The following is a 21,103-nucleotide window of genomic DNA, read 5'->3' on the forward strand; positions in this document are numbered from 1 at the left end:
GTTCGGAGGAACGTGGGCTCTTCGCGTGGATTCGAATTGGGTGTGGTGTGTCGATTGATTTCGTTACGCGATTGCGCGCGCGACGCTTGCAGGCGTCTCAGTTCCAGACTCGCTCCCGCCGGTGGAGTCACCGACGTTCGTGGTGGTACTCGTCGAGTTCGTTTCGAGTTCTGGAACTGCGGTTGGTTCGACAGTGAGGACCACTGCCGCATTTCCACGGATGACCGTGACCGTGAATCTGCTCCCCGGTGAGAGGGTCCAGATACTCCCGTCAGAATCGGTCCGACCGAGGAGCGTACTCTCTTGGCTCGCTTCGACGCCGAGTGTCACGTTCGCGCGTACTGGATTGTCAGTCGCACTCTCGTTGAGCGTGATGCGCATCGGCCCGCCGGGGTACGTTCGGTAGACTGTGAGATTGAGTCCATCTTTGACCTGGGTTGCCGGTTCACTGGCAAACTCGTTGTTGAGCGGGCGGATTTGAGCTTCTTTGAACACACGTCCGCTTCCGCTGTCGACGTAGGCGAACAGTTGACCCGTGCTGTGGGAGATACGAACGAGATAGCTGTCACCTGCACCGACCACGTCCGCACCGTTTTCGGATGCACGAGATTCCCAGATGGTCGGGTAGTTCTCTGCGACCACGTCGAGTGCCCTCGCGGGCGTCACACCGGTATTTTCGCGGTCACGGAGGTCCGAACGGTAGACTTCGCGGATGTAGGTGCCGTCGGCAATCGTACTGAGAACGACACCAGTCTCGCTCGTTCGAACGAAAAAACGACCCGGGTCAGCACGACCAGCCATCACTGCGGCGGCCTGCGCACGGACCGGCCCAGTGAACGTATCGAGTTCGCGTTCCAGTGCGGCAAGCCGACCGGAATCGACAGAGAAGTCGGGCGTTTCGATGGCGAGTTCGCGGAGTTCGGTCCGGCGGTCGTTGAGGTTGCGTGCTTCAGCGTCGATACGAGCGAGTTCGACGATGAGTCCGCGCGCAGAAAGTTCACCAGCATTGTAAGCCGAAAGTGCGTTTTGTTGCTGGCTCTGGAGAGCGATTGTACGCTGTTCGATTCGGTTTATCTCGCCGAGAATCTGTTGCTGGCGGAGGTTGTTGTCTTCGGTCGCTTCGATTCGCTCGATAGAAGTGAGTGTTTGGAGGCGACCATTCGCGTGAATCGTAGAGAATCCGAGTGCTGGGCCGAGGTCGACGTGTTCGTCGTCGAGCGACGAGCGTGCGACCTGTGGTTCAGGAATATCGAGGACGTGAACCGTATCGTTGGCCGACCCTTCGACCTGCATCGGTTGTGTCTCTCCGAGGTCCGCAGATGGAGCGGCGAAGGGTTCTGGACCGACCGCGCCGAGGGCTGGCGAGGCCACCAGCACCACGACCAGAACAAGGGGGAGGGCCTTCATTGGTGGAAGGCTACACGGGGGCGATACAAAAATGGCCCTCTTGTTGGATGCGAGCCAGTTCGTCGTGAATTATGACGTTGAGTCGATGGAAAGCGTTTTCATCGCCGCACGAAACCAATTCACGTATATGCGGAGCGTCGTCCCCCTCGTTGCCCTCCTCACACTCCTCGCTGGTGTCGTAACACCAGTTGCCGCAGTCGACGCTGCCGCGCTTGGCGCGGACGGTACGTCGAACGCAGCACTCGACGGCTCACAAGTCGTCGCACAACAGTCCACGCTCGACCAGGCACCGACGACTGACATCACCGTCGAGTTACGGAGCGACCAGTCGGCGAGATGGCGCATCGAGATGCGGTACATGCTCGAAACCGAGAACGAGACGGCGGCGTTCGAGCAGCTGGCGCGCGAGTACGAAAGCGGTGAGACAGACGTTGGACTCGATGGCGAACTCTTCGAGCGCGTGGCGTCCTCGGCCGAAGAACAGACCGGGCGCTCGATGAGTATCGAGAACGTCACTCGACAAGGAACCGTCCAGAACGACACGGGCGTGCTTCGACTCTCGTTTACGTGGACGAACTTCCTCGAACGCACCAACAGCGGACTCCAACTCGGAGACGCCTTCCTCGCCGAGTCTGACGAACCGTGGTTGACCTCGTTGCGGGCGAATCAGAACCTCACGATTCAGACGCCACCGGGCTACGCAGTCAACAGTACGAGCCTCCCGATTCGAAACAACGCTATCGTCGTCGAAGGGCCACGAACGTTCCAATCGCCGAACGAACTCGAAGTGAGCTATCGTTCGACTGGAACTGGCGCGTTCGATTCACAGTGGATTCTCATCGGCGCTGGCGTCGTTGCGCTCTTTGCCGTCGCTGCGGTCTTGTACGTCCGACGGCGGCCAGAAAACGGAGATGGACCTGCGTCTGCTGTCGCTTCGGAGCGGAACGACGACCCACCCGAGCGGCGTGACGAACCGCTGGAAGGGCCGATAGCAGAACCAGACCAAGACGAGAGCGAGGACGACCAAGAAACGGGCATCGACCTCGACCTCCTGTCGGACGAAGAGCGCGTCGAATTCATGCTCGAGCAGAGCGGTGGCCGAATGAAACAGGCCAACATCGTCAAAGAGACCGGGTGGTCCGACGCGAAGGTCTCGCAGTTGCTCTCTTCGATGGCGGACGAAGGACGCGTCGAGAAACTCCGTCTGGGTCGTGAGAACCTCATTTCACTCCCAGACGAGAACGAAGTAACCGAGTAATCGGTCGGGGGATATCCTAGTCACGGGTCGAAAACGTTTATTCGCCGCCGAAAATAGTGAACGTTGATGAAGGTTCTCGTAACCGTCAAGGAGGTTGCCGAGGTGGAAGAAGACTTCCAACTCGACGGCCTACACGTGGCGGAAGAGTATCTCGACTACGACCTCAACGAGTGGGACGAGTACGCAGTCGAAGAGGCCGTCCAAATCGCCGAGGAGAACGACGACGTGGAAGTCGTCAGCGTAACCATCGGCCCGGAGCGGTCCGAAGAGACCATCCGGATGGCCCTCGCGAAAGGTGTGGACCGCGCGATTCGCGTGTGGGACGACGCCCTCGACGGCGTTGACCTCCTCGACGTTGGCGCAAAGGCAAAACTCCTCTCGGCAGTCGTCGCCGACGAGGACCCCGACCTCATTCTGACAGGCGTGCAGGCGAACGACGACAGTTTCGGTGCAACTGGCGTCTCGCTCGCCTCTGCAATCGACTTCGAGTGGGCCGCGGTCGTCAACGCCCTCGACCTCGACGTCGATGGTGGCGTCGCACACGTCCGCCGCGAACTCGAAGGTGGCGTCGAAGAACTCACCGACGTGGAACTGCCCGCCGTCCTCACGATTCAGACGGGTATCAACGAACCGCGCTACGCGAGTCTGCGCGGAATCCGGCAGGCCCAGTCGAAAGAGATCAAGCCGCTGTCGTTGTCTGACCTCGGTCTCGACGCCTCGGCGGTCGAATCCGACCTCGTCCTCGCCGACGTGTACGAACCAGAAGTCGAGTCCGACGTGACCTACTTCGACGGCGACGCAGGAGCGCAGGCCGCCGACCTTGCGACTGTGCTGCGCGAGAAGGGGGCGGGTGCCCAATGAGCGTCCTCGCAGTCGTCGAACACCGCCGCGGTGCGCTCCGCGACGTGTCGTTCGAACTCGTGACCGCAGGCGCAGAACTCGCCGAACAAGCAGGCGAAGAACTCCATCTCGCCATCATCGGCGGCGACGTCGATGCCTTCGCCGAGGAACTCTCGCTGTCGGGTGTCGATGCGATCCACACCGTCGCCGAAGGCGACGAGTTCAACCACGACGTGTACGTCCAAGCAGTGACCGCGCTCGCCGAGGAACTCGACCCGACGTTCGTCCTCATGGGCAACACCGTCAACGGACTCGACTACGCGCCCGCCGTCGCGGATGTACTCGAACTCCCGCTCGTGACCGACGCAATCGAACTGGGTTACGAAGACGGCCTCGTGGCGACCCGCGAGATGTACGCCTCGAAGGTCCAATCCACCATCGAAGTCGATGCCGACCGCGCCGCAGTCACCATCCGCCCCGGCGAATGGGACGACACCGAAGACGCAGGCGAACCCGGTATCGAAGCGTTCGACTTCGACCTCGACGAGTCGCGCGTTCGCTCGACGGTCACCGGCTTCGAAGAAGTCGGAAGCGGCGACGTCGACATCACCGACGCCGACATCCTCGTCTCCGTCGGCCGCGGTATCGAGGAAGAAGAGAACCTCGAACTCGTCCAAGACCTCGCCGACGCACTCGGCGCAACCCTCTCGTCTTCGCGTCCAATCGTGGACAACGGCTGGCTCCCGAAGGACCGGCAGGTCGGCCAGTCCGGTAAGGTCGTCACGCCGAAGGTCTACCTCGCAATCGGTATCTCCGGCGCTGTCCAGCACGTCGCTGGTATGAAGGGTGCAGAGACGATTATCGCGGTCAACACCGACCCCGACGCGCCTATCTTCGACATCGCCGACTACGGTGTCGTTGGCGACCTGTTCGACGTGGTGCCTGAGCTCATCGAGCAGTTTAGCTAAGCACGCTACCTTTTTGGTCCAGATTTTTGCGGGTCGAACGAAGTGAGACACGGAAAAAGGTGGTCGCACGTGGTTTCAGAACTTATCGAGCAGTTCAACTGAGGACGTACTCCGTTTCGACTTCATTTTTTACTACCGTTCCGACGACTACTTGCACCCATAGCGGGTCCACTCGCTTCATGTCCGAGCCTCCATCTCCCGTCGCGCTCGATGCCTACGAAGCCATGGCCGACGAGTACGCCGCACGTGCGCCCGAAAAACCGTTCAACGCCGATTTGGAGCGCCCGGCAACACAGTCGCTTTGTCCGAATCTCGATGGGTTAGACGTACTCGATGCGGGCTGTGGTCCGGGAATCACGACCGAGCACCTCGTCAGCGAGGGCGCGAACGTCGTCGGCGTGGACCTGAGCCCTCGTATGCTCCATCACGCACGCGAGCGCGTCGGCCGCGACGCAGAGTTCGTCCGCCTCGACCTCGGACATCGACTGCCATTTTCGGACGACTCCTTCGACCTCATCTACTCGTCGCTGGCGATAACCTACGTCGAAGATTGGAACGCACTCTTCTCGGAATTTGCGCGTGTGCTTCGGTCGGGTGGGAACCTCGTGTTCTCGACACAGCACCCGTTCGACGACGCGTCGAGGTTGGAGCCGGACGACTACTTCGCGGTCGAAGAAGTGACAGAGACGTGGGACGGCTTCGGCGACCCCGTTGACGTGACGTTCTATCGGCGACCCATGGAGCAAATCGTAAACCCACTTCTCGATGCGGGGTTCGTCCTCGAACGCATGCTGGAAGCGAAACCAACCGAGCAATTCAGGGAAAAAGCGCCGGAAACCTACGAGCGAATTTCGGGGACGACGACGTTTCTCTGTATCCGCGCGGGAATCAGACAGTAACCGTCTAATTGGGCTCCGGTCTCGCGGTTCGCGTTTGCCGATAATCCGGTACGTACTTCCCTACCGGACCCTACGAACCGACAATGGAATATTTGGAGCGCCGGGTGGCGATGGTAAACGACCGACTCGAAGAGGTCGTTGCGACGGTCGAACCGTCGGACCTCGCTGACCAACTCGACCACGTCGCCCTCGCAGGGGGCAAACGGGTTCGACCCGCCGTGACCATCTTAGCCTGCGAAGCCATCGGCGGCACTCCTGAGGATGCAGTCGATTTTGCGGTCGGCGTCGAACTCGTCCACAACGCCTCGCTCGTTATCGACGACATCATCGACCGGTCGGACATTCGTCGCGGCACGCCCAGCGCGTGGGCAGAGTACGGATACGGCTCGGCAATCATCGCCTCTGACGGACTGCTCGGCGAAGCGTTCGCGCTTCTCTCTTCGAGTGACAGAGCAACCCAAATCGTCGCTGAATCGATGGTCGAGCTCGGCGAAGGCGAAGCGGTCGAACTCGTTGCGATTCCCTCGAACGAACAAGAGTACATGGAACTCGCACGTCGAAAGACGGGCGCGCTGTTCCGTGCGGCCGCCGAACTCGGTGCCGTCGCCGCCGGTGCCGACAGCCACGTCGTCGAAGCCTTCGGCGAGTACGCAGAACGTGTCGGCGTCGCCTTCCAGATTCGAGACGACGTCCTCGATGCGACCGCAGATGCCGAAGAACTGGGCAAGCCAACGGGTCAAGACGCCGAGATGGGTCGGCCGTCGCTGGTGCAAGTGACAGAACTCACGCCCGAAGAGGCGAACCGTCGCGCCCGCGAACAGGCCGATGGCGCACTCCGCGCGCTCGACTCGTCGGGTGTCGATGACTCAGAATCGCTCGAATACCTCCGTGACCTCGCGGAGTTCGTCGTCGTCCGCGAAAGCTAATTTCTATACTACTTGTTCTCCGTCGGGTGTCGTCGGGTATCGTGACTCGGCAACCGCGAAAGTGAGTGTACTCAACACGCCGAGAAGCGTCCCGACTGTGAGTGCGACGGCGAGGTCAGTAAGTCCGACCGTCTGGACGCCCGGCAAGCCTGCGGGTAGGAAGAATCCCGAGAGAGCGTAGAGTACGAGCGCAATCGCACCGACGTAGAACGGCGCGTTGAGATAACGCCACTTGAATCGGTCGTGGAGGTACTCGTCGGTCACCTGTCCGAGACTGCTCGTGATACCGGCGGCGGCGAACCACTCGATAGACCCGTGGACGAGGGCGGCGAGCATGAGTCCCGGTGGGAGACTCCCACCGAACTGGTCGGAGGTGAGTTGCAGAAGTTCGACACCGCGGAAACCACCGACGACGAGTAACGCGGCGGCCGCGACGTAGGTGATAATCGTGACACGGCCCGCATAGAGGACGTTGCGGGCGCGTTCGACGGCGTCATCGACTGCGGTTTCGAGGCCGAGGCCGCGGAAGAGGGTGTAGAGACCTAGCAGTGCCGAGATGAGTCCGAGGACGACCGCGCCGGGCACGTCGAAGAAACTCGCAATCGTCACGAAGGGATAGATGAGGAGCAGAATCCCGAGGGGAACGAGAATCGTCCCACGGGTCTCGGGGTCCGCAAGCACCTGCTTCATCGTGTAGTACATCGATTCGAGGTTCTGTGCCTGTCGGACGACGACGCGGCGAACCCCATCGATAGGGACCCGAGAGCGAATCACTGGGAGGACCGACTCGTCCTGTGCGCCGTCAGTGATGACGATAGCGTGGACCGACTCGCCGGTCGAGAGACTCGCCAGAACGGTGTCGATTTCCTCACCGATTGCCCGGTTCGCCTTCACGTCGCTGCCTTCGAGTCCCGTGACGGCCGCGACTTCGACCTCTTCGTCTTCGTCTTCGAGCAGTTGGTCGTAGACGCGAATTCCCTGAAAGAGGACGTTCACGTCAGAATCCTCTGGGTCGGCGGTGGCGAGCGCCACGGCTGCCTCCTCGACGCGATTGCGCCCGATAACGGGCGTATTGTACCCCGTCTTGCGTCCGAGGTCGTCGTCGAGGTCGACACAGAGGACCAAGAGCATTATCGTCCAGTATGCCGTGGGGATATATCTGCTTTCGGGGGCGCGGTCGCACACTCACCAGGGGACGGCGTGGACCTACACGGACGTGTATTCATCTCCCAGTGGGTCGAAGAGGATTTCAAATCGAGCACCTCCATTCTCACTGTCCGCAACGCGAATCGACCACCCATTCATATCGACGATGTGTTGGACGATATCGAGTCCGAGTCCCGCCTCAATCTCTTGGTTTTTCGTGCTGACACCGGGGAGAAAGATGTCGTCTCGAATATCCTCTGGAATCCCGGTTCCCTCGTCTTCGACGTAAAACCCACCTGCGGAGGGAAGTGGACCGACTCGGACGACGAGCGAACCATCGTCGGTCGTGCCGTGCTGAATCGCGTTACGGAACAGGTTTTCGAAGACGCGTTTGAGTTGTCCTTCGTCACCCGTGACGATGGGAAGTTCGGAAACCTCACACCGCGCATCGAGAGCGTCGGTGTCGCACATCTCCCATGCAGCGGCCGCCGCGTCCGCTAAGACAACCTCGGTTTCGTCGCTCTCGTTCGCTCCGTCTCGGGCGAGCGAGAGAACGTCTTCGACGAGTTCGGTGATTCGTGTATGAGCTTGCTCGATACGGTCGAAGTGAACGGGTTTACACGATTCGCGCGCGAGGTCGAGCCATCCTTGGGCGACCGCCAGTGGACCACGAATATCGTGTGAGAGGACGTGAGCGAACGCTTCGAGTCGCGCGTTCTGTTGTGCGAGTTCGAGTTCGTGCGTGATTCGGTCGGTGAGGTCGGTGACGTAGCCAAGGACGTTCCTGTTACCGTCGTCGGTGGGGACGGGAATCGCGTGAACCATGAGCCATCGGACAGCGTCGGTTCCGTCCTGAATAACTCGAAATTCGAATGTGTAGTGGTCGGCAGGAGAATCGCGGGAGATGTCGTCTGCCATCGCCGAAATCTGCCGGGAGAATTGGGTTCGGTCGTCGATGTGGACGAGGTCGAGCAACGAAGGGGATTCGCCGAAAACCTGCTGGCCGATGAGAGTCTCGGGGGAGATTCCGAGAAGGTCCGCAAGGTGGTCGTTCACGAATGCGACCCGCCCGTCTTCGAGTGCAAACAAGCCGACGTGCGAGTGTTCGACGACCGCACGAGACCACATCTGCTTGTTCGATTGTGCCTGCGTGCGCCGGGCGGTATCGATGGCGGTGAAGATTCGACTGGTGAGAAGGTCAAACGTCTCCGTTTCGGCGGCTTTCGGGACGTACGTTACCTCGCCGTCGAGAGCCAGCGTCTGTCGAACGAGTTCGTCCGCGTCGGTGCCGACCAAGAGAAGAATCGGGAGAGAAGAATCGACATCTCGGACTGCCTGAATCACGGCCAGTGGTGATGTGGAGTGCAGAGAGTCGTCTACGACGAGGCAATCGACTGGCTGGTGTTCGAACTGCTCTAAAATCGACGTTGAATCGGTGCAATCGATGATACTGAATTCGCCGTTGGCCGCGAGACACTGCTCGATTTCGTCCCTATAACCAGTGTCGTCGGTAGCGAGAAGAACACGAATGGAGCCTCCCGAATCCATCACGTCCTCGACATACATTTTGTGATATTGACACGTGTGTGCTATTAATGGTATGCCCTCACCGAGACGATTCGCACGGCTTTTGACGCTCCATCCAGTAGACATCCGTAATCGAATGATTTCGAAGGGCTGCGAACAGTGCGCCATGGGCGGAAAGATGGTAATGTTTGTCTACGGGTACTGCGACCAGCGCGATTGTTTCTACTGTCCGCTCGGCGAGAACCGCAAGAACGTCACCGACGTCTACGCCAACGAGCGGTTAGTCGAATCCGACGAGGACGTCATCGAGGAAGCAAAGCGCATGGAGGCACTCGGGTCGTCTATCACCGGCGGCGAACCCCAAGAGGCGCTCGACAAGACCTGTCACTACATCTCACTGCTGAAAGACGAGTTCGGCGAGGACCACCACATCCACCTCTACACGGGAATCCCCGGTGGGCGCGAGAACATGCGCCGTCTCGCCGAGGCCGGACTGGACGAGATTCGCTTCCACCCGCCGCTCGAACTCTGGGGCGACATGCACGGCACCGAGTGGGAAGAGATTCTCTACATCGCCCGCGAGGAAGGACTCACTCCCGCGTTCGAGATTCCCGGTATCCGCGCCGAACCCGAGTTCCTCGAATTCCTCGACGAAGGAGCCGCCGAGTTCTGTAACATCAACGAGTTCGAGATGTCGGACGGTAACTACCGCCGAATGCAGGAGAAGGGCTACGAACTCCAAGATGGCCACATGTCGGCGGTCGATGGCTCGAAACAGGCCATCCTCGACGAGATGGGCGACCACGAGCGCGTCTACTTCTGTACGTCTGTGTTCAAGGACGCCGCCCAGCACCGTAACCGCCTGAAGCGCATGGCCCGCAACATCCGCCGCCCCTTCGACGACGTGACCGACGACGGCACCCTCGTCTACGGGAAAACGCATACTCCAGCCGAGACCTTCATCGACCTCGGCGTCCCCGAGGAGTTCTACACCATCAAATCGAACCACGTCGAAGTCGCGTGGTGGCTCCTCGAAGAGATGATAGAAGAAGGCGACGTCGAAGACGGCGAAATCGTCGAGCAGTACCCGACCTACGACGGGACTGTGGTCGAACGGACGCCGTTGGCCTGAATTTTACTCCCTGATTTTTACGCTCGGTTCGTTACCGAAGCCAGTTTCGTACCGCGATTCCACACCCAGCGACCAGCAAGAGCGCCCCGCCGACGGTGTGTTCTATCTCTAACGAAAATGCGACCCTCGGTGCGACTGGATGTGATTGCCCGTACATGAAGTGCAACGCAGTTCCGACTCCGTTCAGAAAGAGCAGTAGTCCGCAGACAGCGACGACCAGTCCAGCACCGGTCAGCAATCGGGGGGAGTACAAGGAACGCATCGCTTACTCACTCCCCGTCACTGCGACGAACAGACTCGGCGCAATTACCAACACCCCAGCGGCCGCCGTCGTCGCCGCCAACGGGAGTCGCATGACGAGACCAAAGGACGCGACTGCAAGCCCGAGAACCACGCCCGCAACCATACCGAGTCGTTGCTGTCGGGGTGTCGGGGAGAATCCCCGGTTTTCGGCGTAGAGCGCACCCGAAAGCCCGACGAGAAGGCCGATAACCGCGCTGAGTGCGCCGACGAGTGGCGCAATTGCGAGAAAGACCACGCCGACGACGGCGCTCCCGACGAGCGACTGAATGGGCGACAGTGGATTCACGTCGGCGTGGAACTTCGCCGCGTAGATGACGGTCGGAAGCGCGACGAGGAGCGCGGCCAGCAGGGCGGAGAAGAACGGAACACGAGGCGTATCGACGAGTCCAGCGAGCAGGGTCAACCCGCCGAGGACGACGCCGAAGCCGAGGATAACCCGCGGTGGAAGCGCCTCTGTCGGGTCGTCGGAGCGGACGACGCCGAAGGCGGCGAAGGGGACACAGACGACGACGCCGAAGAGGAGCGACGGGAAGAATCGACCGGTGAGGACGACCCCAGAAAGCGTCGCAGAGAGGCCGAGAAAGACCCCGGTGAGGAGCGAGATTTCGGGGACGTATCGGGACATGCATCCGGGTTGGTTCGAGCGACGGAAAGCGTTTCGACGCCCGAAAGGCTACCCGCAAGCGTTTAGAGCACCCCTCGTGTACCTCCGAACATGCCGGACTGTCCACTTGCGGATGAGTGCCCGAGTTTCTCAGAACGAATCGCTGGTATGGGGTGCCAGTACTACAGTGACCGCGGTGGTGCAGAGTGGTGTGACCACTACGAACGCCCGATTTACGAACTCAAAGAGCAACCCGTCAAACCCGGCGAAGAGGTCATCGTCACCGTCGAAGACATCCACGAGAGTGGTGCCGGTGTTGGCCGAACCGAAGACGGATTTATCGTCTTCATCGACGGCCTGCTTCCCGATGCGCGCGCAGTGGTTCGAATCGACCAAGTGAAAGGAAGCCACGCTCGCGCGAAGAAGGTCATCGAGCGCCTGCCGTTCGACCCCGAGGAAGAAGAACAAGATGACGAATCGTCGCCTTCCCCGTCTTCGTCATCCTCGTCGTCTGCATCCGAAGGACAAGGTCGCAAGCGCCGCAAACCGAAGCGCCCCGAGCGCCTCGGTAGCCGCGACAACTTCTGGGGCGAATAACCCCCCGCGTCTCCGACGCACTGTGGACAGTCAGCCTGCTGTATCTTTTTTCACCCCCGCGTTCTATCGCCGAGTATGAGCGACGCCGACGATTCGGTCCCCGACGTAGACGACCTGCTCGAACGAGCAGGGTTCGACCCCGAGACGAGTATCCTCACGCGGCGACAGGCCGAAGTCCTCGCACTCCGCGAGCAGGGCGTCCGCCAATCGACGATTGCGGAGTTTCTCGGCACGTCTCGGGCCAACGTCTCGAGCATCGAAGCGAGCGCCCGCAACAACATCGAAAAGGCGCGCGAGACGGTCACCTTCGTCGATACGCTCACTGCCCCGGTTCGGGTCGAAGTGCCGGGGGAGACCGACCTCTACGACGTTCCAAAGCTCATCTACGACGCCTGCGACGACTCCGGCGTCAAAGTCAGCCACACTGCCCCGGACCTGATGAAAGTCATCTCCGATGCGGCAGGCGATGCGGTCGATGGTCGAGAAGTCAAAGAACAACTCTTCGTCGGCGTCACCAGCGACGGACAGGTTCGCGTTCGTCGGCATCCCAGCGCCTGATTCTTCGCACCCCAGCGCCCGATTCTCGACTTCCGCGACGCCCACGTTTTTCACCGCCCTCGTCGTCACTCCAGCCATGGACCTTGGAATTGCGGGCGACACCGCCCTCGTCACGGCGAGTTCGGCCGGACTCGGGCGTGCGAGCGCCGAAGCACTGGCAGCAGAGGGAGCGAACGTCGTCATCTGTGGGCGCGATGCCGACCGACTAGCCGAGACCGAATCGGAACTGAGCGACCTTGCAGGCGATGTAGTTAGTGTCCAGACAGACATCACGAGCAAGAACGAACTCGATGCACTCGTCGAAGCGGCCGTCGAGGAGTTCGGTGGCATCGACCACGTCGTCACCTCGGCAGGCGGCGTCCCGCCGGGCGGATTCACCGACCTCACCGAGAAAGACTGGTACGGGGCGTACGATATGCTCGTGATGAGCGCCGTCTGGACGATTAAAGCGGCACTGCCACACCTCGAAGCGAGCGACAAAGGAACGGTTACCTGTATCACCTCGCGGACGGTCAAAGAAGTCGTAGACGACCTGATTCTCTCGAATGCAGTCCGCCGAGGCGTCATCGGACTCGTCAAATCGCTCTCGTGGGAACTCGCACCCGACGTGCGAACGAACGCGGTCCTCCCCGGCGCACACGAGACGGGTCGGATTCAGGAGTTAGTCGATGCGGCGGTCGAACGCGGCGATCACGACACCTACGAAGAAGGACTCGCGGAGTGGTCGAACGGGATTCCGATGGGTCGAATCGGCGACCCACGGGAACTGGGCGACGTCGTTGCCTTCCTCGCCAGCGACAAGGCGAGTTTCGTCAACGGCGCGTGCGTCCCCGTCGATGGCGGGACGCTCAGAAGTGCGTAGTTCGGCGATTTAAGCGCGTTCGCGCTCTCCGAGACGCTCTTCGACGTCTTCGAGCGACTCTGTTTCGAGTAAACGTTCGAGTTTTCGCTCGAACTGTTCGTCGGTGAGTTCGCCGCGGGCGTATCGGTCGCGGAGGGTGTCGAGTGGGTCGCGGCTGGTCGTCTCTCGTCGGTCGTTATCTGACTCTTCTGTGTCAGTGTTGAACGTCTCGTCCCACGTCTTCTCGAACTCGTCCGGCAAGGAACTCGAATAGCCGTCGGTGAGCATATCCACGATTGGAAGGACGACGACGTAGCCAAGCAAGAGCGCCACGAGCTACCACACGAACCCAAGTAAGAGCGCAGACAGCCAAATGCCCGTGATGAGAACGGCGGTGATGTCTGTCGCTTTCGACAGCAACACACCGCGCGAGTCGCGAGTCATACAGTGAGAGTCCCAACCCCAGATTGTAAAACTACTCGAGCGGTGGTCTCAAAAGTCACCTCGGCCTTTCAGTCGTGAGACCGCCTCTCTGACTCGCTGTGCCTCGGCTTTCGGAATCACGAGTACTCGGTCGTCCCACGCGACGACGGCGAGGTCGGAGACACCGACGAGTGAGACGTTCGTACCATCGGTTGCGACCACGTTGTCGGCCGAATCGACCACGATTGGGTCGTCGCCGAGGACCACGTTTCCATCGGCGTCGGTGGGGAGAACTCGGGTGAGCGCGTCCCACGCACCCAAATCGTCCCAGGCGAAGGAGACGGGCACGACAGCGGCGTTTTCGACGCGTTCCATCACCGCGTAGTCGATGCTCGTCTCGGTGACGGCCTCGAATCCAGCAGTTGGGGTTCCGGCGTCGAGGGCGTCAACGAGTGGTTCGAGCGGGGAGTCGCGGGCGGCGGTGAGGAGTGCGTCGGGCGTCCACGCGAACATCCCGGCGTTCCAGAGATAGCCCGATTCGACGTATCTCGATGCCGTCTCGGCGTCGGGTTTCTCGTGGAAGGCGGCGAGGTCGCGGTGAGTTCCGTAGCTCGTTCCGGGTTCGATGTATCCGTAGCCAGTATCGGGTCGGGAGGGTTCGACGCCGAAGGCGACCAGCGAGTTCGTCTCGTGGGCAACGCGCGCACCGCGCTGCATCGCATCCGAAAAGCCGTCGCCGACGTGGTGGTCACTCGGGAGGACGAGAATTACGGGGTCGTCGTACTCGGCGGCGATTCGGTGGGTCGCATAGACGAGCGCCGGGCCGGTGTCTTTGGCGACGGGTTCGGTGAGAACGTCCGCATCAGGGGCGTGTGACGGAATTTCGTCAGCGAACTCCGGACGGGTGGCGACGACGACGTGGTCGGCGAAGTCGGCGCGGGAGACGGTCGCTTCGAGGAGTGATTGTTCGCCGTCGAAGGAGAGAAACTGCTTGGGTCGGTCGCTTCTGCTCGCAGGGTAGAGTCGCGTGCCGGTGCCGCCCGCGAGAACGAGGGCGACGAGTGGGCGGTCCATACTGAGACCACGCGGGGGAGGGTCAAAATCACGGCGGCGTTTAGAACCTCACCACGTCTCGATGACACCCTCACGGATGTCTTCGACACAGCCCTGACAGTCGGGGTGGTCGGGGTCGAAGCAGGCAGGTCGGCCCTTCGAGTCGAGGGCGACGGCACGGCGTTCGACGTGGCGACGGCAGACGATTTTGGCTCGGTTTTCGTCGTCGCGGGGTATCGATTCGGCGTCGGGTGCCGAGCGACCCTCGCGGTAGGCGCGCTTGACCTCCTCGTACCGCTTGCCAGCGTTGCGGGCGGCGCTTCGGATGATGCTTTCGAGGCGGTCGTCCATGCCCAGTCATGTGAACCGCGAACCTATCAATTCCTCGCTCTACGGGGGGTGACGTTCACTTTCACCCGGCTTTGCAACTTTTTATATGAATACGGAACCAACGGTCGTATGCCTCCCAATGGAAACCAAGGTGGAGGCGAGGAAAACCATGACCGATCTGCAAACCCATGCAGCAGAGATAGCTGAACAGTTCTCGGACCATCTAGACATCTCAGAAGAAGATGTCGAAGCACGACTCGAAGCGCTCGTGAGTGAATACCGTGTGCCCGTCGACGAGGCACGCCGCAGCGTCGTCAACAATTACCTCGACGAAGCGGGCATCGACCGCGACCAACTCGGTGGCGGTGCTGGCGGTAACGAGCAAATCTTACTCAACGAAATCGACCAAGACGAGCAGTGGGTCGATGTGCGCGCAAAAGTCGTCGAGCTGTGGGACCCCCGCAGTGAATCCATCTCGCAAGTCGGCCTCCTCGGCGACGAGTCTGGCCGCCTCAAGTTCGTCTCCTTTACGACGTCTGAACTTCCCGAACTCGAAGAAGGGAAGTCCTACGCCCTCGGGAACGTCGTCACCGACGAGTACCAGGGCAACTTCTCCGTGAAGCTCAACCGGACGACGAGCATCACCGAATTAGACGAAGAAATCGAAGTCGGCGACGACTCGACCAGCGTCGATGGCGCGCTCGTGGACATCCAGTCCGGGAGTGGTCTCATCAAACGCTGTCCCGAAGAGGACTGCACGCGCGTCCTCCAGAACGGACGCTGTTCCGAACACGGGAACGTCGAAGGCGAGTTCGACCTGCGTATCAAGGCCGTCCTCGACGACGGCAACGAGGTCCACGAAGTCATCTTCAACCGTGAGATGACAGAAGAACTGACCGGCATCGAATTAGACGAAGCAAAGCAGATGGCCATGGACGCCCTCGACACCACCATCGTCGAAGAAGAGATGCGGGGCGACCTCATCGGCGTCTACTACCGCGTCAACGGGCCGACGTTCGGCCGCTACGTCCTTGCGGACGAAGTCGAGCAACTCGGCGCGCCAACAGATGCTGAAGAACTGCTTATCAAAGCGAGGTCGATGTAAATGAGTTCTAACGAAATCCCTACCCGAGAGGTTGCCCGGCGCGTCTTCGCACAGGAGTTCAACGACGCCGGTTACACGTTCAAAGAGTCCGACGACGAGCGCGCACCCGTCTACCTGTTGCTCCCGACGGGTGAGAGTGCGAACCGCATCTTCCTCGTCGGCACGCTGACCGAGAAAGAAGACGTCGGCGAAGACAACGAGTACTGGCGCGGACGCATCGTCGACCCGACGGGGACGTTCTTCGTCTACGCCGGTCAGTACCAGCCAGAAGCCGCAAGCGCGCTTCGTGACCTCGAAGCGCCCGCGTACGTCGCTGTCGTCGGTAAGCCGCGAACCTACGAGACCGACGATGGCAACATCAACGTCTCCGTCCGCCCCGAATCGATTACGGAAGTCGATGCCGCGACGCGCGACCGCTGGGTGACCGAGACCGCAGCGCGAACGCTCGAACGCATCGAGACGTTCGACGACGAAGGCAACGAGTACGCTCGCATGGCGCGCGAGAACTACGACTTCCCGGTGGAGACGTACAGCGAGAGCGTCATCGAAGCACTCGAAAGCCTCGAACAGGCCGACGAACTCAGCGCCTAACTCCCGCTGGTCCATTTCCAACCAGCACACGCCCATTTTTCGACACGACTGACGAAATTCCCACGAGCATCCCGCTCGTCTGACAAACCATTAAGTGGACGGCCTGCACAGCGACGGGTATCATGGGCAACAAGAACAAAACCATCTCGTTCCGCGTCAACGAAGACGCATTCGAGACCCTTCGGGAGATTGCCGAAGAGCGAGACATCTCCTTGTCCGCCGTCTTCCGCGACTACGTGGACACGTTAGTTGCCCACGACGGACAGGTGCAGGTCGTCCCCGAACACGAACTCGAAACGCTCCGCGACGGCGAAGAACAATCGTTCCCACCGACTATCGAGGTTCCCAAGAGCTTCATCCGCGAACACGAGCGTCTCGAACTCGAAGCCGACCACCTCCGCGAGCAGTTAGAAGAACACAAACGCTACGTGAACTACCTGCACGAGCAACTCGAGAGCGACGACGACGACGTCGAAGAGGTCATCCAACTCGAAGACCTCGACGCACCGAGCGACGAACCGCCGTTCCGACTCGGCTGAGTTCGACCCTACGTCTCCAACACATCAACGCGGCCCGACGAGGTCTTTTCTGGCCTGTCGTGCCTCGGTTTCGGCTTCTCGATTCTTCTCGACACCCGCGAGTGACTCGACCGATTCGAGTGTGCGAACCGCGTCGTCCAAGAAAGAGAGGATGTCGCCGGGGTAGGCATAAACCATGTACTCGTCGCTCATCACGTCCACGATGGCGTCCGGACCGAGGCCCTGTGCCCGCAAGTCGAGCAAGTAGGCGATGAACTTGCGCTCGGGATAGCCGGTGTAGATGTCGTCGGCGTCCTCGCAGTCCATGAAGTCCTGTGCGAAATCGAGTAACCGGTCTCGCGTCGCATCGTCGACTTTCGAGAGGCCCTCACCGGAGTAGAGTACTTCGAGGGTCGCCCCGCTGAAGACGCGCTTCGGGATGTTCGTATCCAGTTGGGAGACGATTTGCCGGTGGTTTTTCAGATAGATTTTGTCCGTGATGGCCACTGTTGGAACCTTGTAACGGGTCGCACTCCAAAAGACTCCCGTTCGAATCCCACTCGATTCCGACTGTCAAGACTGTTCACACACCTGCTTAACTTGTTGAAAAATCAATAATTGGCATGGCTGCAAATCGTATCGGTATCCTCGGGAGCGGTGACGTAGGGCAAGCACTCGGACGCGGATTCGCCCGCCACGGGTGGGACGTGAAAGTCGGGACTCGAAGCCCCGGCAACCTCGAAAAGTGGGCGGACGAGACGACAGGAACCGTCTCTGTCGGGACGTTCGACGAGGCGGCGAGTCACGGCGACGTGGTCGTAATCGCCGTCCTCGGCGAGGCCGCGGAGACAGTCGTGGACATGGCCGGTCCTGACAACTTCGCAGGGAAGCTCGTCCTCGACGCGACGAATCCGCTCGACTTCTCGGAGGGCTCTGCACACCTCCTCTACGGCGGCACCGACTCACTCGGCGAGCGCATCCAGGCGCGAATCCCGGACGCGTCGGTCGTGAAGTGCTTCAATACCGTGACGAACAGTCAGATGGTAGACCCCGAATTCGAGGAAGAGACGCCGCCGATGCTCATCTGCGGTGACGACGAGTGGGCGAAAGCGCGAACTGAGGAGATTCTCGTCGAACTCGGGTGGCCAAGTGCGATGGACGTGGGCGACATCAAATCTGCGCGCTACTTGGAGGCGATGGTTCCGCTGTGGGTTCGCGTCGGGTCGAATCTCGGGACGTGGAGTCACGCGTTCAAAGCAGTGCAGTAGTCGCTCGCACTGTGAAGTCGTCTCACTCCAATCCCGTAACGTAACGTATTTTAGTCGTAGCGAATTAGGAATGGTTGCAGCGTGTCCGGGTTGGGGTAGTGGACTATCCTTCAGCCTTGTGGAGGCTGAGACGCGGGTTCAATTCTCGCACCTGGACCTTCTTCATATTCTCACACCTTCGAGCGTGTACTCACGCCGGTGAGTACCGCGAGTACCGACCGGGAATATGCGAAGTCCGACGGAGAGAATTGAGCTCGTGAGCGAACGCAGTGAGCGACCAACGTTCAATTCTCGCACCTGGACCTCTTCTACAAATTTCACTCGAGCAGTACAGCGAAAGCCATCACGGGCAGGTATTCGAACACACTACGATGGAGGGGACTCTGCTGGCAATTCAACTGCTTTGGTGTGCTGGGAGAGCCAGTCACCGAGTGCGTCGGAGTCGGAGGGGACGTTCAGTTTTCGGGTCGTCTCAGCCAAGTCTGGGTAGCCACCGACGTCTTCGAACGTATCAATGAACGCCCCGTCTCTCTCTGCTAGTTGCGTCAGTATTCGCTCATCGTGCGGCGTTCGTGCTGCAGGTCGCGCACCGACGGACTGCGTGTGGTGGGCCTCGACATCAGCTGCCGGAATAGGCGTGAGCGACCCCAGTGGAATCGGTGGCTCGTCGGCGAGCGTAACTGACTCGATGTCCGCACCGGTCACGGGCATCGATTCGCGGGGCCCCTGGTTGTCGTCGAGGTACACTTCGTCTTCGTGTTCGCCGTAGGTACCGAGACCGAATTCGATTGGTTCCGGCGTCGTCGCCTTGTTTCCAATAATCGAGAGTCGGTTTCGTCCGTTGATATCGGCGACGACACCGCCACCACAGTTAAAGATGAGATTGTTCACGACCTGTGCATCAATCCCAACCCAGCGACCGACGTACGGATTACGATAGTGATTATTTGCGTACAGATTCCCGATGATGCTCGTGTCGTGTCCACCCGAAATGAGCGAGCCGTAGGCGTGCTCGTCTTCGGGGTGGACTTGGGTGTTCGCCTGCCCTTCGGCGATAATCGTGTTGGCGATGGTAAAGGGATTCGAGGCCGTCGAGTTCCGCCCACTGGTGCTGAGTACCTCGTCGGAGCCCCACGTCATCGAACAGTGGTCCACGATGACCTCCTGTCCGTCTGAGCCACCGACGTTCATCGCATCGACGGCGTAGCCCTCGTTCCCCCACTCGTCTTCTGAACTCACCGTCTCCGTCCCAGGGCGAACGCGCAGGTGTTGAATAATCACGTTCTGTGCGTTGATAACGTCGAACGAGTCACGGATGAGCGTTATTCCAGGGTCAGGCGCGGTCTGGCCTGCGATAACGACGTTCCCATTCTCTTCGTTGATTCGTAAATTAAAACCGGCGAGGTCGATGACACCCCCGACTTCGAAGACGATGAGCCGAGGCTCTGTTCGTTCGACTGCCCAGCGAAGCGAGCCCTCGTCGTAGTTGTCGAGGTTGGTTACTTTGACGACTTCGAGTGGGGTGGAATCGAGCCAGTCCGCACTCGCATATCCATCGGTCGGGGCGTGTGCCGAGCTGGGAGACGATGCAAAAACCTCCGAGCTAAGCTCGACTTTTCGGTCATCGTGAGGCGTGGTTGTCTCGGTCGATGTCGATGGTGTACTCGTTTCTGTTTCGGTTCTTTCAGTCGTTACCTCGGTTGGAGGCGTCGGCTCGTCACTGGCCGTTTGGGTACAGCCAGCGAGGCAACCCAACATTGCACTGGCACCACCGGCCCGAAGAAACCGCCGTCGAGAAAAACACAAGTCAAACCCCATAAATTTCAGACAAAAGTAATTGACATAAGTATTTGGCAAGCCAGCAAGACGACGAACGGCGACGCGAAGGGTGGCGTTCAATTCTCACAGTTGGATTTTCATCCCCGTACCACGCCCCACAAAGCTCATTTGCACATCGTCTGACATCACGCTATGAAACCCTCCAAGGCGTCTCTCATTTTCTCCTTTCTCCTTCTCACAGCGGGGTGTCTCGGGGGAACACCAACTGCCGAAACAGAGCAATCGACGACAGTACAAACGACAACTACGACCCAAGCCGCCACACCGACCATCTCGAACGGGACGGCGCGAACGAAGGCAATCACCTACCACGACGAACAGACCCGGTCGCTCATCGACCACTACGACGACGCCGGGGTCGGCAGACCGGATGCAGGGGTTGTGAACGTTTCATCGACTGGCATCTACGTCCGCGTCCAACAGGAGTACTGGTACACGAGTGGCGACCAAGAGGCAGACGGCGTCAACGAAGCGACCTACTTTGTGAACGAGACGACGTTGCGGCAGGTGTACTGGTACTGAGCCGATGTGGTGTTCCTTCTTCTCTGTCCCAAACCCCAGAAAACTCATTTACACACCATCTGACAAAATGCTATGAAGCCCTCCAAAGTGTCTCTCGTTCTCTCCTTGGTATTCCTCACGACGGGATGTCTCGGCGGCGTACTCGCCTCGCCCGATATTTCTGCCGACGAGGCAAAAGCGCGGGCCGAGGCAGACCACGACGAGCTGACCCGCAGATACATCGACCACTACGACAGCTACGGGGTCTACCAGCCGTCATCGGAGGTCATAAACGTCACACACTCTGGATACTACATTCACGTCACCCAGGAGTACTACTACACGAATGGCGAATTAGAAACAGATTCAGTTAACGAAGCCACGTACTTCGTTAACGAAACGACGACTCGGCGAGTGTCCCAGTCCTGATTTTCTGACAACCGTAGTCCGAGAAAATGTAGTCGAGTGC

25 protein-coding genes and 1 tRNA gene are annotated in these 21,103 nt (G+C 60.0%); 16 read left to right on the forward strand and 10 right to left on the reverse strand.

The annotated features are described in order from the left end of the window. Window positions 1-63: 63 nt before the first annotated feature. Window positions 64-1,407 (reverse strand): hypothetical protein, encoded by a 1,344-nt coding sequence (locus tag ACK509_RS07470; protein ID WP_410765853.1) that lies wholly within the window; start codon window positions 1,405-1,407, stop codon window positions 64-66. 127 nt (window positions 1,408-1,534) lie between these two features. Between ACK509_RS07470 and ACK509_RS07475 the strand changes: the two genes are divergently transcribed. The 5 genes from ACK509_RS07475 (at window position 1,535) to ACK509_RS07495 (ending at window position 6,298) form a co-directional block, all read left to right on the forward strand. Continuing rightward, window positions 1,535-2,665, forward strand: a complete 1,131-nt coding sequence (locus ACK509_RS07475) for a helix-turn-helix transcriptional regulator (RefSeq protein ID WP_410765854.1) — start codon at window positions 1,535-1,537, stop codon at window positions 2,663-2,665. 66 nt (window positions 2,666-2,731) lie between these two features. Further along, window positions 2,732-3,526 carry an electron transfer flavoprotein subunit beta/FixA family protein gene (locus tag ACK509_RS07480; RefSeq protein WP_410765855.1) on the forward strand — a complete coding sequence of 265 codons (795 nt, stop codon included), beginning with the start codon at window positions 2,732-2,734 and terminating at the stop codon, window positions 3,524-3,526. Continuing rightward, complete coding sequence (locus tag ACK509_RS07485; RefSeq protein WP_410765856.1) at window positions 3,523-4,473, forward strand: electron transfer flavoprotein subunit alpha/FixB family protein; 951 nt, start codon at window positions 3,523-3,525, stop codon at window positions 4,471-4,473. Before ACK509_RS07480 ends, ACK509_RS07485 begins: the two co-directional genes overlap by 4 nt. A gap of 179 nt (window positions 4,474-4,652) precedes the next feature. Further along, window positions 4,653-5,372 (forward strand): class I SAM-dependent methyltransferase, encoded by a 720-nt coding sequence (locus tag ACK509_RS07490; protein ID WP_410765857.1) that lies wholly within the window; start codon window positions 4,653-4,655, stop codon window positions 5,370-5,372. Window positions 5,373-5,455: 83 nt separating this feature from the next. Next, on the forward strand, window positions 5,456-6,298 hold the full coding sequence (locus tag ACK509_RS07495) for a polyprenyl synthetase family protein (RefSeq protein ID WP_410765858.1): 843 nt from the start codon (window positions 5,456-5,458) through the stop codon (window positions 6,296-6,298). A gap of 3 nt (window positions 6,299-6,301) precedes the next feature. Here ACK509_RS07495 and ACK509_RS07500 read toward each other — a convergent pair whose 3' ends face one another. Further along, window positions 6,302-7,429: a DUF373 family protein gene (locus tag ACK509_RS07500; RefSeq protein WP_410765859.1), complete on the reverse strand. Its 1,128-nt coding sequence runs from the start codon at window positions 7,427-7,429 to the stop codon at window positions 6,302-6,304. Between the two features lie 75 nt (window positions 7,430-7,504). Then, window positions 7,505-8,992 carry an ATP-binding protein gene (locus ACK509_RS07505; RefSeq protein ID WP_410765860.1) on the reverse strand — a complete coding sequence of 496 codons (1,488 nt, stop codon included), beginning with the start codon at window positions 8,990-8,992 and terminating at the stop codon, window positions 7,505-7,507. A gap of 115 nt (window positions 8,993-9,107) precedes the next feature. Here ACK509_RS07505 and ACK509_RS07510 point away from each other — a divergent pair, with 115 nt between their 5' ends. Further along, on the forward strand, window positions 9,108-10,103 hold the full coding sequence (locus ACK509_RS07510; RefSeq protein ID WP_410765861.1) for a radical SAM protein: 996 nt from the start codon (window positions 9,108-9,110) through the stop codon (window positions 10,101-10,103). Window positions 10,104-10,134: 31 nt separating this feature from the next. On the opposite strand, the gene ACK509_RS07515 is transcribed toward ACK509_RS07510, so the two are convergent. Both ACK509_RS07515 and ACK509_RS07520 read right to left on the reverse strand, forming a co-directional pair. After that, a complete protein-coding gene (locus ACK509_RS07515) occupies window positions 10,135-10,365 on the reverse strand; it encodes a hypothetical protein (RefSeq protein WP_410765862.1) in 231 nt (76 codons plus the stop codon). Window positions 10,366-10,368: 3 nt separating this feature from the next. Then, window positions 10,369-11,031, reverse strand: coding sequence for a hypothetical protein (locus tag ACK509_RS07520; RefSeq protein WP_410765863.1), 663 nt, complete (start codon window positions 11,029-11,031; stop codon window positions 10,369-10,371). 90 nt (window positions 11,032-11,121) lie between these two features. Between ACK509_RS07520 and ACK509_RS07525 the strand changes: the two genes are divergently transcribed. The 3 genes from ACK509_RS07525 (at window position 11,122) to ACK509_RS07535 (ending at window position 13,027) form a co-directional block, all read left to right on the forward strand. Further along, window positions 11,122-11,607: a TRAM domain-containing protein gene (locus tag ACK509_RS07525; RefSeq protein ID WP_410765864.1), complete on the forward strand. Its 486-nt coding sequence runs from the start codon at window positions 11,122-11,124 to the stop codon at window positions 11,605-11,607. A 75-nt stretch (window positions 11,608-11,682) separates the two neighbouring features. Further along, window positions 11,683-12,165, forward strand: a complete 483-nt coding sequence (locus ACK509_RS07530) for a Tfx family DNA-binding protein (RefSeq protein ID WP_410765865.1) — start codon at window positions 11,683-11,685, stop codon at window positions 12,163-12,165. A 76-nt stretch (window positions 12,166-12,241) separates the two neighbouring features. Then, window positions 12,242-13,027 carry an SDR family oxidoreductase gene (locus tag ACK509_RS07535; RefSeq protein ID WP_410765866.1) on the forward strand — a complete coding sequence of 262 codons (786 nt, stop codon included), beginning with the start codon at window positions 12,242-12,244 and terminating at the stop codon, window positions 13,025-13,027. A gap of 9 nt (window positions 13,028-13,036) precedes the next feature. Here ACK509_RS07535 and ACK509_RS07540 read toward each other — a convergent pair whose 3' ends face one another. From ACK509_RS07540 to ACK509_RS07550, 3 genes are all read right to left on the reverse strand, one after another. Next, window positions 13,037-13,339: an SHOCT domain-containing protein gene (locus ACK509_RS07540; protein ID WP_410765867.1), complete on the reverse strand. Its 303-nt coding sequence runs from the start codon at window positions 13,337-13,339 to the stop codon at window positions 13,037-13,039. A 159-nt stretch (window positions 13,340-13,498) separates the two neighbouring features. Continuing rightward, window positions 13,499-14,503: a mannose-1-phosphate guanylyltransferase gene (locus ACK509_RS07545; RefSeq protein WP_410765868.1), complete on the reverse strand. Its 1,005-nt coding sequence runs from the start codon at window positions 14,501-14,503 to the stop codon at window positions 13,499-13,501. 48 nt (window positions 14,504-14,551) lie between these two features. Then, window positions 14,552-14,833, reverse strand: coding sequence for a hypothetical protein (locus ACK509_RS07550; protein ID WP_410765869.1), 282 nt, complete (start codon window positions 14,831-14,833; stop codon window positions 14,552-14,554). A gap of 148 nt (window positions 14,834-14,981) precedes the next feature. Between ACK509_RS07550 and ACK509_RS07555 the strand changes: the two genes are divergently transcribed. The 3 genes from ACK509_RS07555 (at window position 14,982) to ACK509_RS07565 (ending at window position 17,047) form a co-directional block, all read left to right on the forward strand. Beyond that, on the forward strand, window positions 14,982-15,917 hold the full coding sequence (locus tag ACK509_RS07555; protein ID WP_410765870.1) for a replication factor A: 936 nt from the start codon (window positions 14,982-14,984) through the stop codon (window positions 15,915-15,917). Further along, window positions 15,918-16,508 (forward strand): RPA family protein, encoded by a 591-nt coding sequence (locus tag ACK509_RS07560; RefSeq protein ID WP_410765871.1) that lies wholly within the window; start codon window positions 15,918-15,920, stop codon window positions 16,506-16,508. Window positions 16,509-16,630: 122 nt separating this feature from the next. After that, the gene (locus ACK509_RS07565) at window positions 16,631-17,047 is read left to right on the forward strand and encodes a ribbon-helix-helix protein, CopG family (RefSeq protein ID WP_410765872.1); all 417 of its coding nucleotides are present in this window, start codon (window positions 16,631-16,633) and stop codon (window positions 17,045-17,047) included. 24 nt (window positions 17,048-17,071) lie between these two features. On the opposite strand, the gene ACK509_RS07570 is transcribed toward ACK509_RS07565, so the two are convergent. Beyond that, window positions 17,072-17,533, reverse strand: a complete 462-nt coding sequence (locus tag ACK509_RS07570) for a DUF5814 domain-containing protein (protein ID WP_410765873.1) — start codon at window positions 17,531-17,533, stop codon at window positions 17,072-17,074. A gap of 116 nt (window positions 17,534-17,649) precedes the next feature. On the opposite strand from ACK509_RS07570, the gene ACK509_RS07575 reads away from it, so the two are divergent. Both ACK509_RS07575 and ACK509_RS07580 read left to right on the forward strand, forming a co-directional pair. Further along, complete coding sequence (locus ACK509_RS07575) at window positions 17,650-18,294, forward strand: NADPH-dependent F420 reductase (RefSeq protein WP_410765874.1); 645 nt, start codon at window positions 17,650-17,652, stop codon at window positions 18,292-18,294. An 84-nt stretch (window positions 18,295-18,378) separates the two neighbouring features. Then, window positions 18,379-18,451, forward strand: a tRNA-His gene (locus ACK509_RS07580). Window positions 18,452-18,660: 209 nt separating this feature from the next. Here the strand turns inward: ACK509_RS07580 and ACK509_RS07585 are convergent. Then, on the reverse strand, window positions 18,661-20,052 hold the full coding sequence (locus ACK509_RS07585; protein WP_410765875.1) for a polysaccharide lyase family 1 protein: 1,392 nt from the start codon (window positions 20,050-20,052) through the stop codon (window positions 18,661-18,663). Between the two features lie 213 nt (window positions 20,053-20,265). Between ACK509_RS07585 and ACK509_RS07590 the strand changes: the two genes are divergently transcribed. Together ACK509_RS07590 and ACK509_RS07595 are read left to right on the forward strand one after the other, a co-directional pair. Further along, window positions 20,266-20,655 carry a hypothetical protein gene (locus tag ACK509_RS07590; RefSeq protein WP_410765877.1) on the forward strand — a complete coding sequence of 130 codons (390 nt, stop codon included), beginning with the start codon at window positions 20,266-20,268 and terminating at the stop codon, window positions 20,653-20,655. A gap of 72 nt (window positions 20,656-20,727) precedes the next feature. After that, window positions 20,728-21,063 carry a hypothetical protein gene (locus ACK509_RS07595; protein ID WP_410765878.1) on the forward strand — a complete coding sequence of 112 codons (336 nt, stop codon included), beginning with the start codon at window positions 20,728-20,730 and terminating at the stop codon, window positions 21,061-21,063. The last annotated feature ends 40 nt before the right edge of the window (window positions 21,064-21,103 follow it).

Source organism: Haloferax sp. DFSO60 (assembly GCF_046557615.1).
In the GTDB taxonomy this organism is placed as follows: domain Archaea; phylum Halobacteriota; class Halobacteria; order Halobacteriales; family Haloferacaceae; genus Haloferax.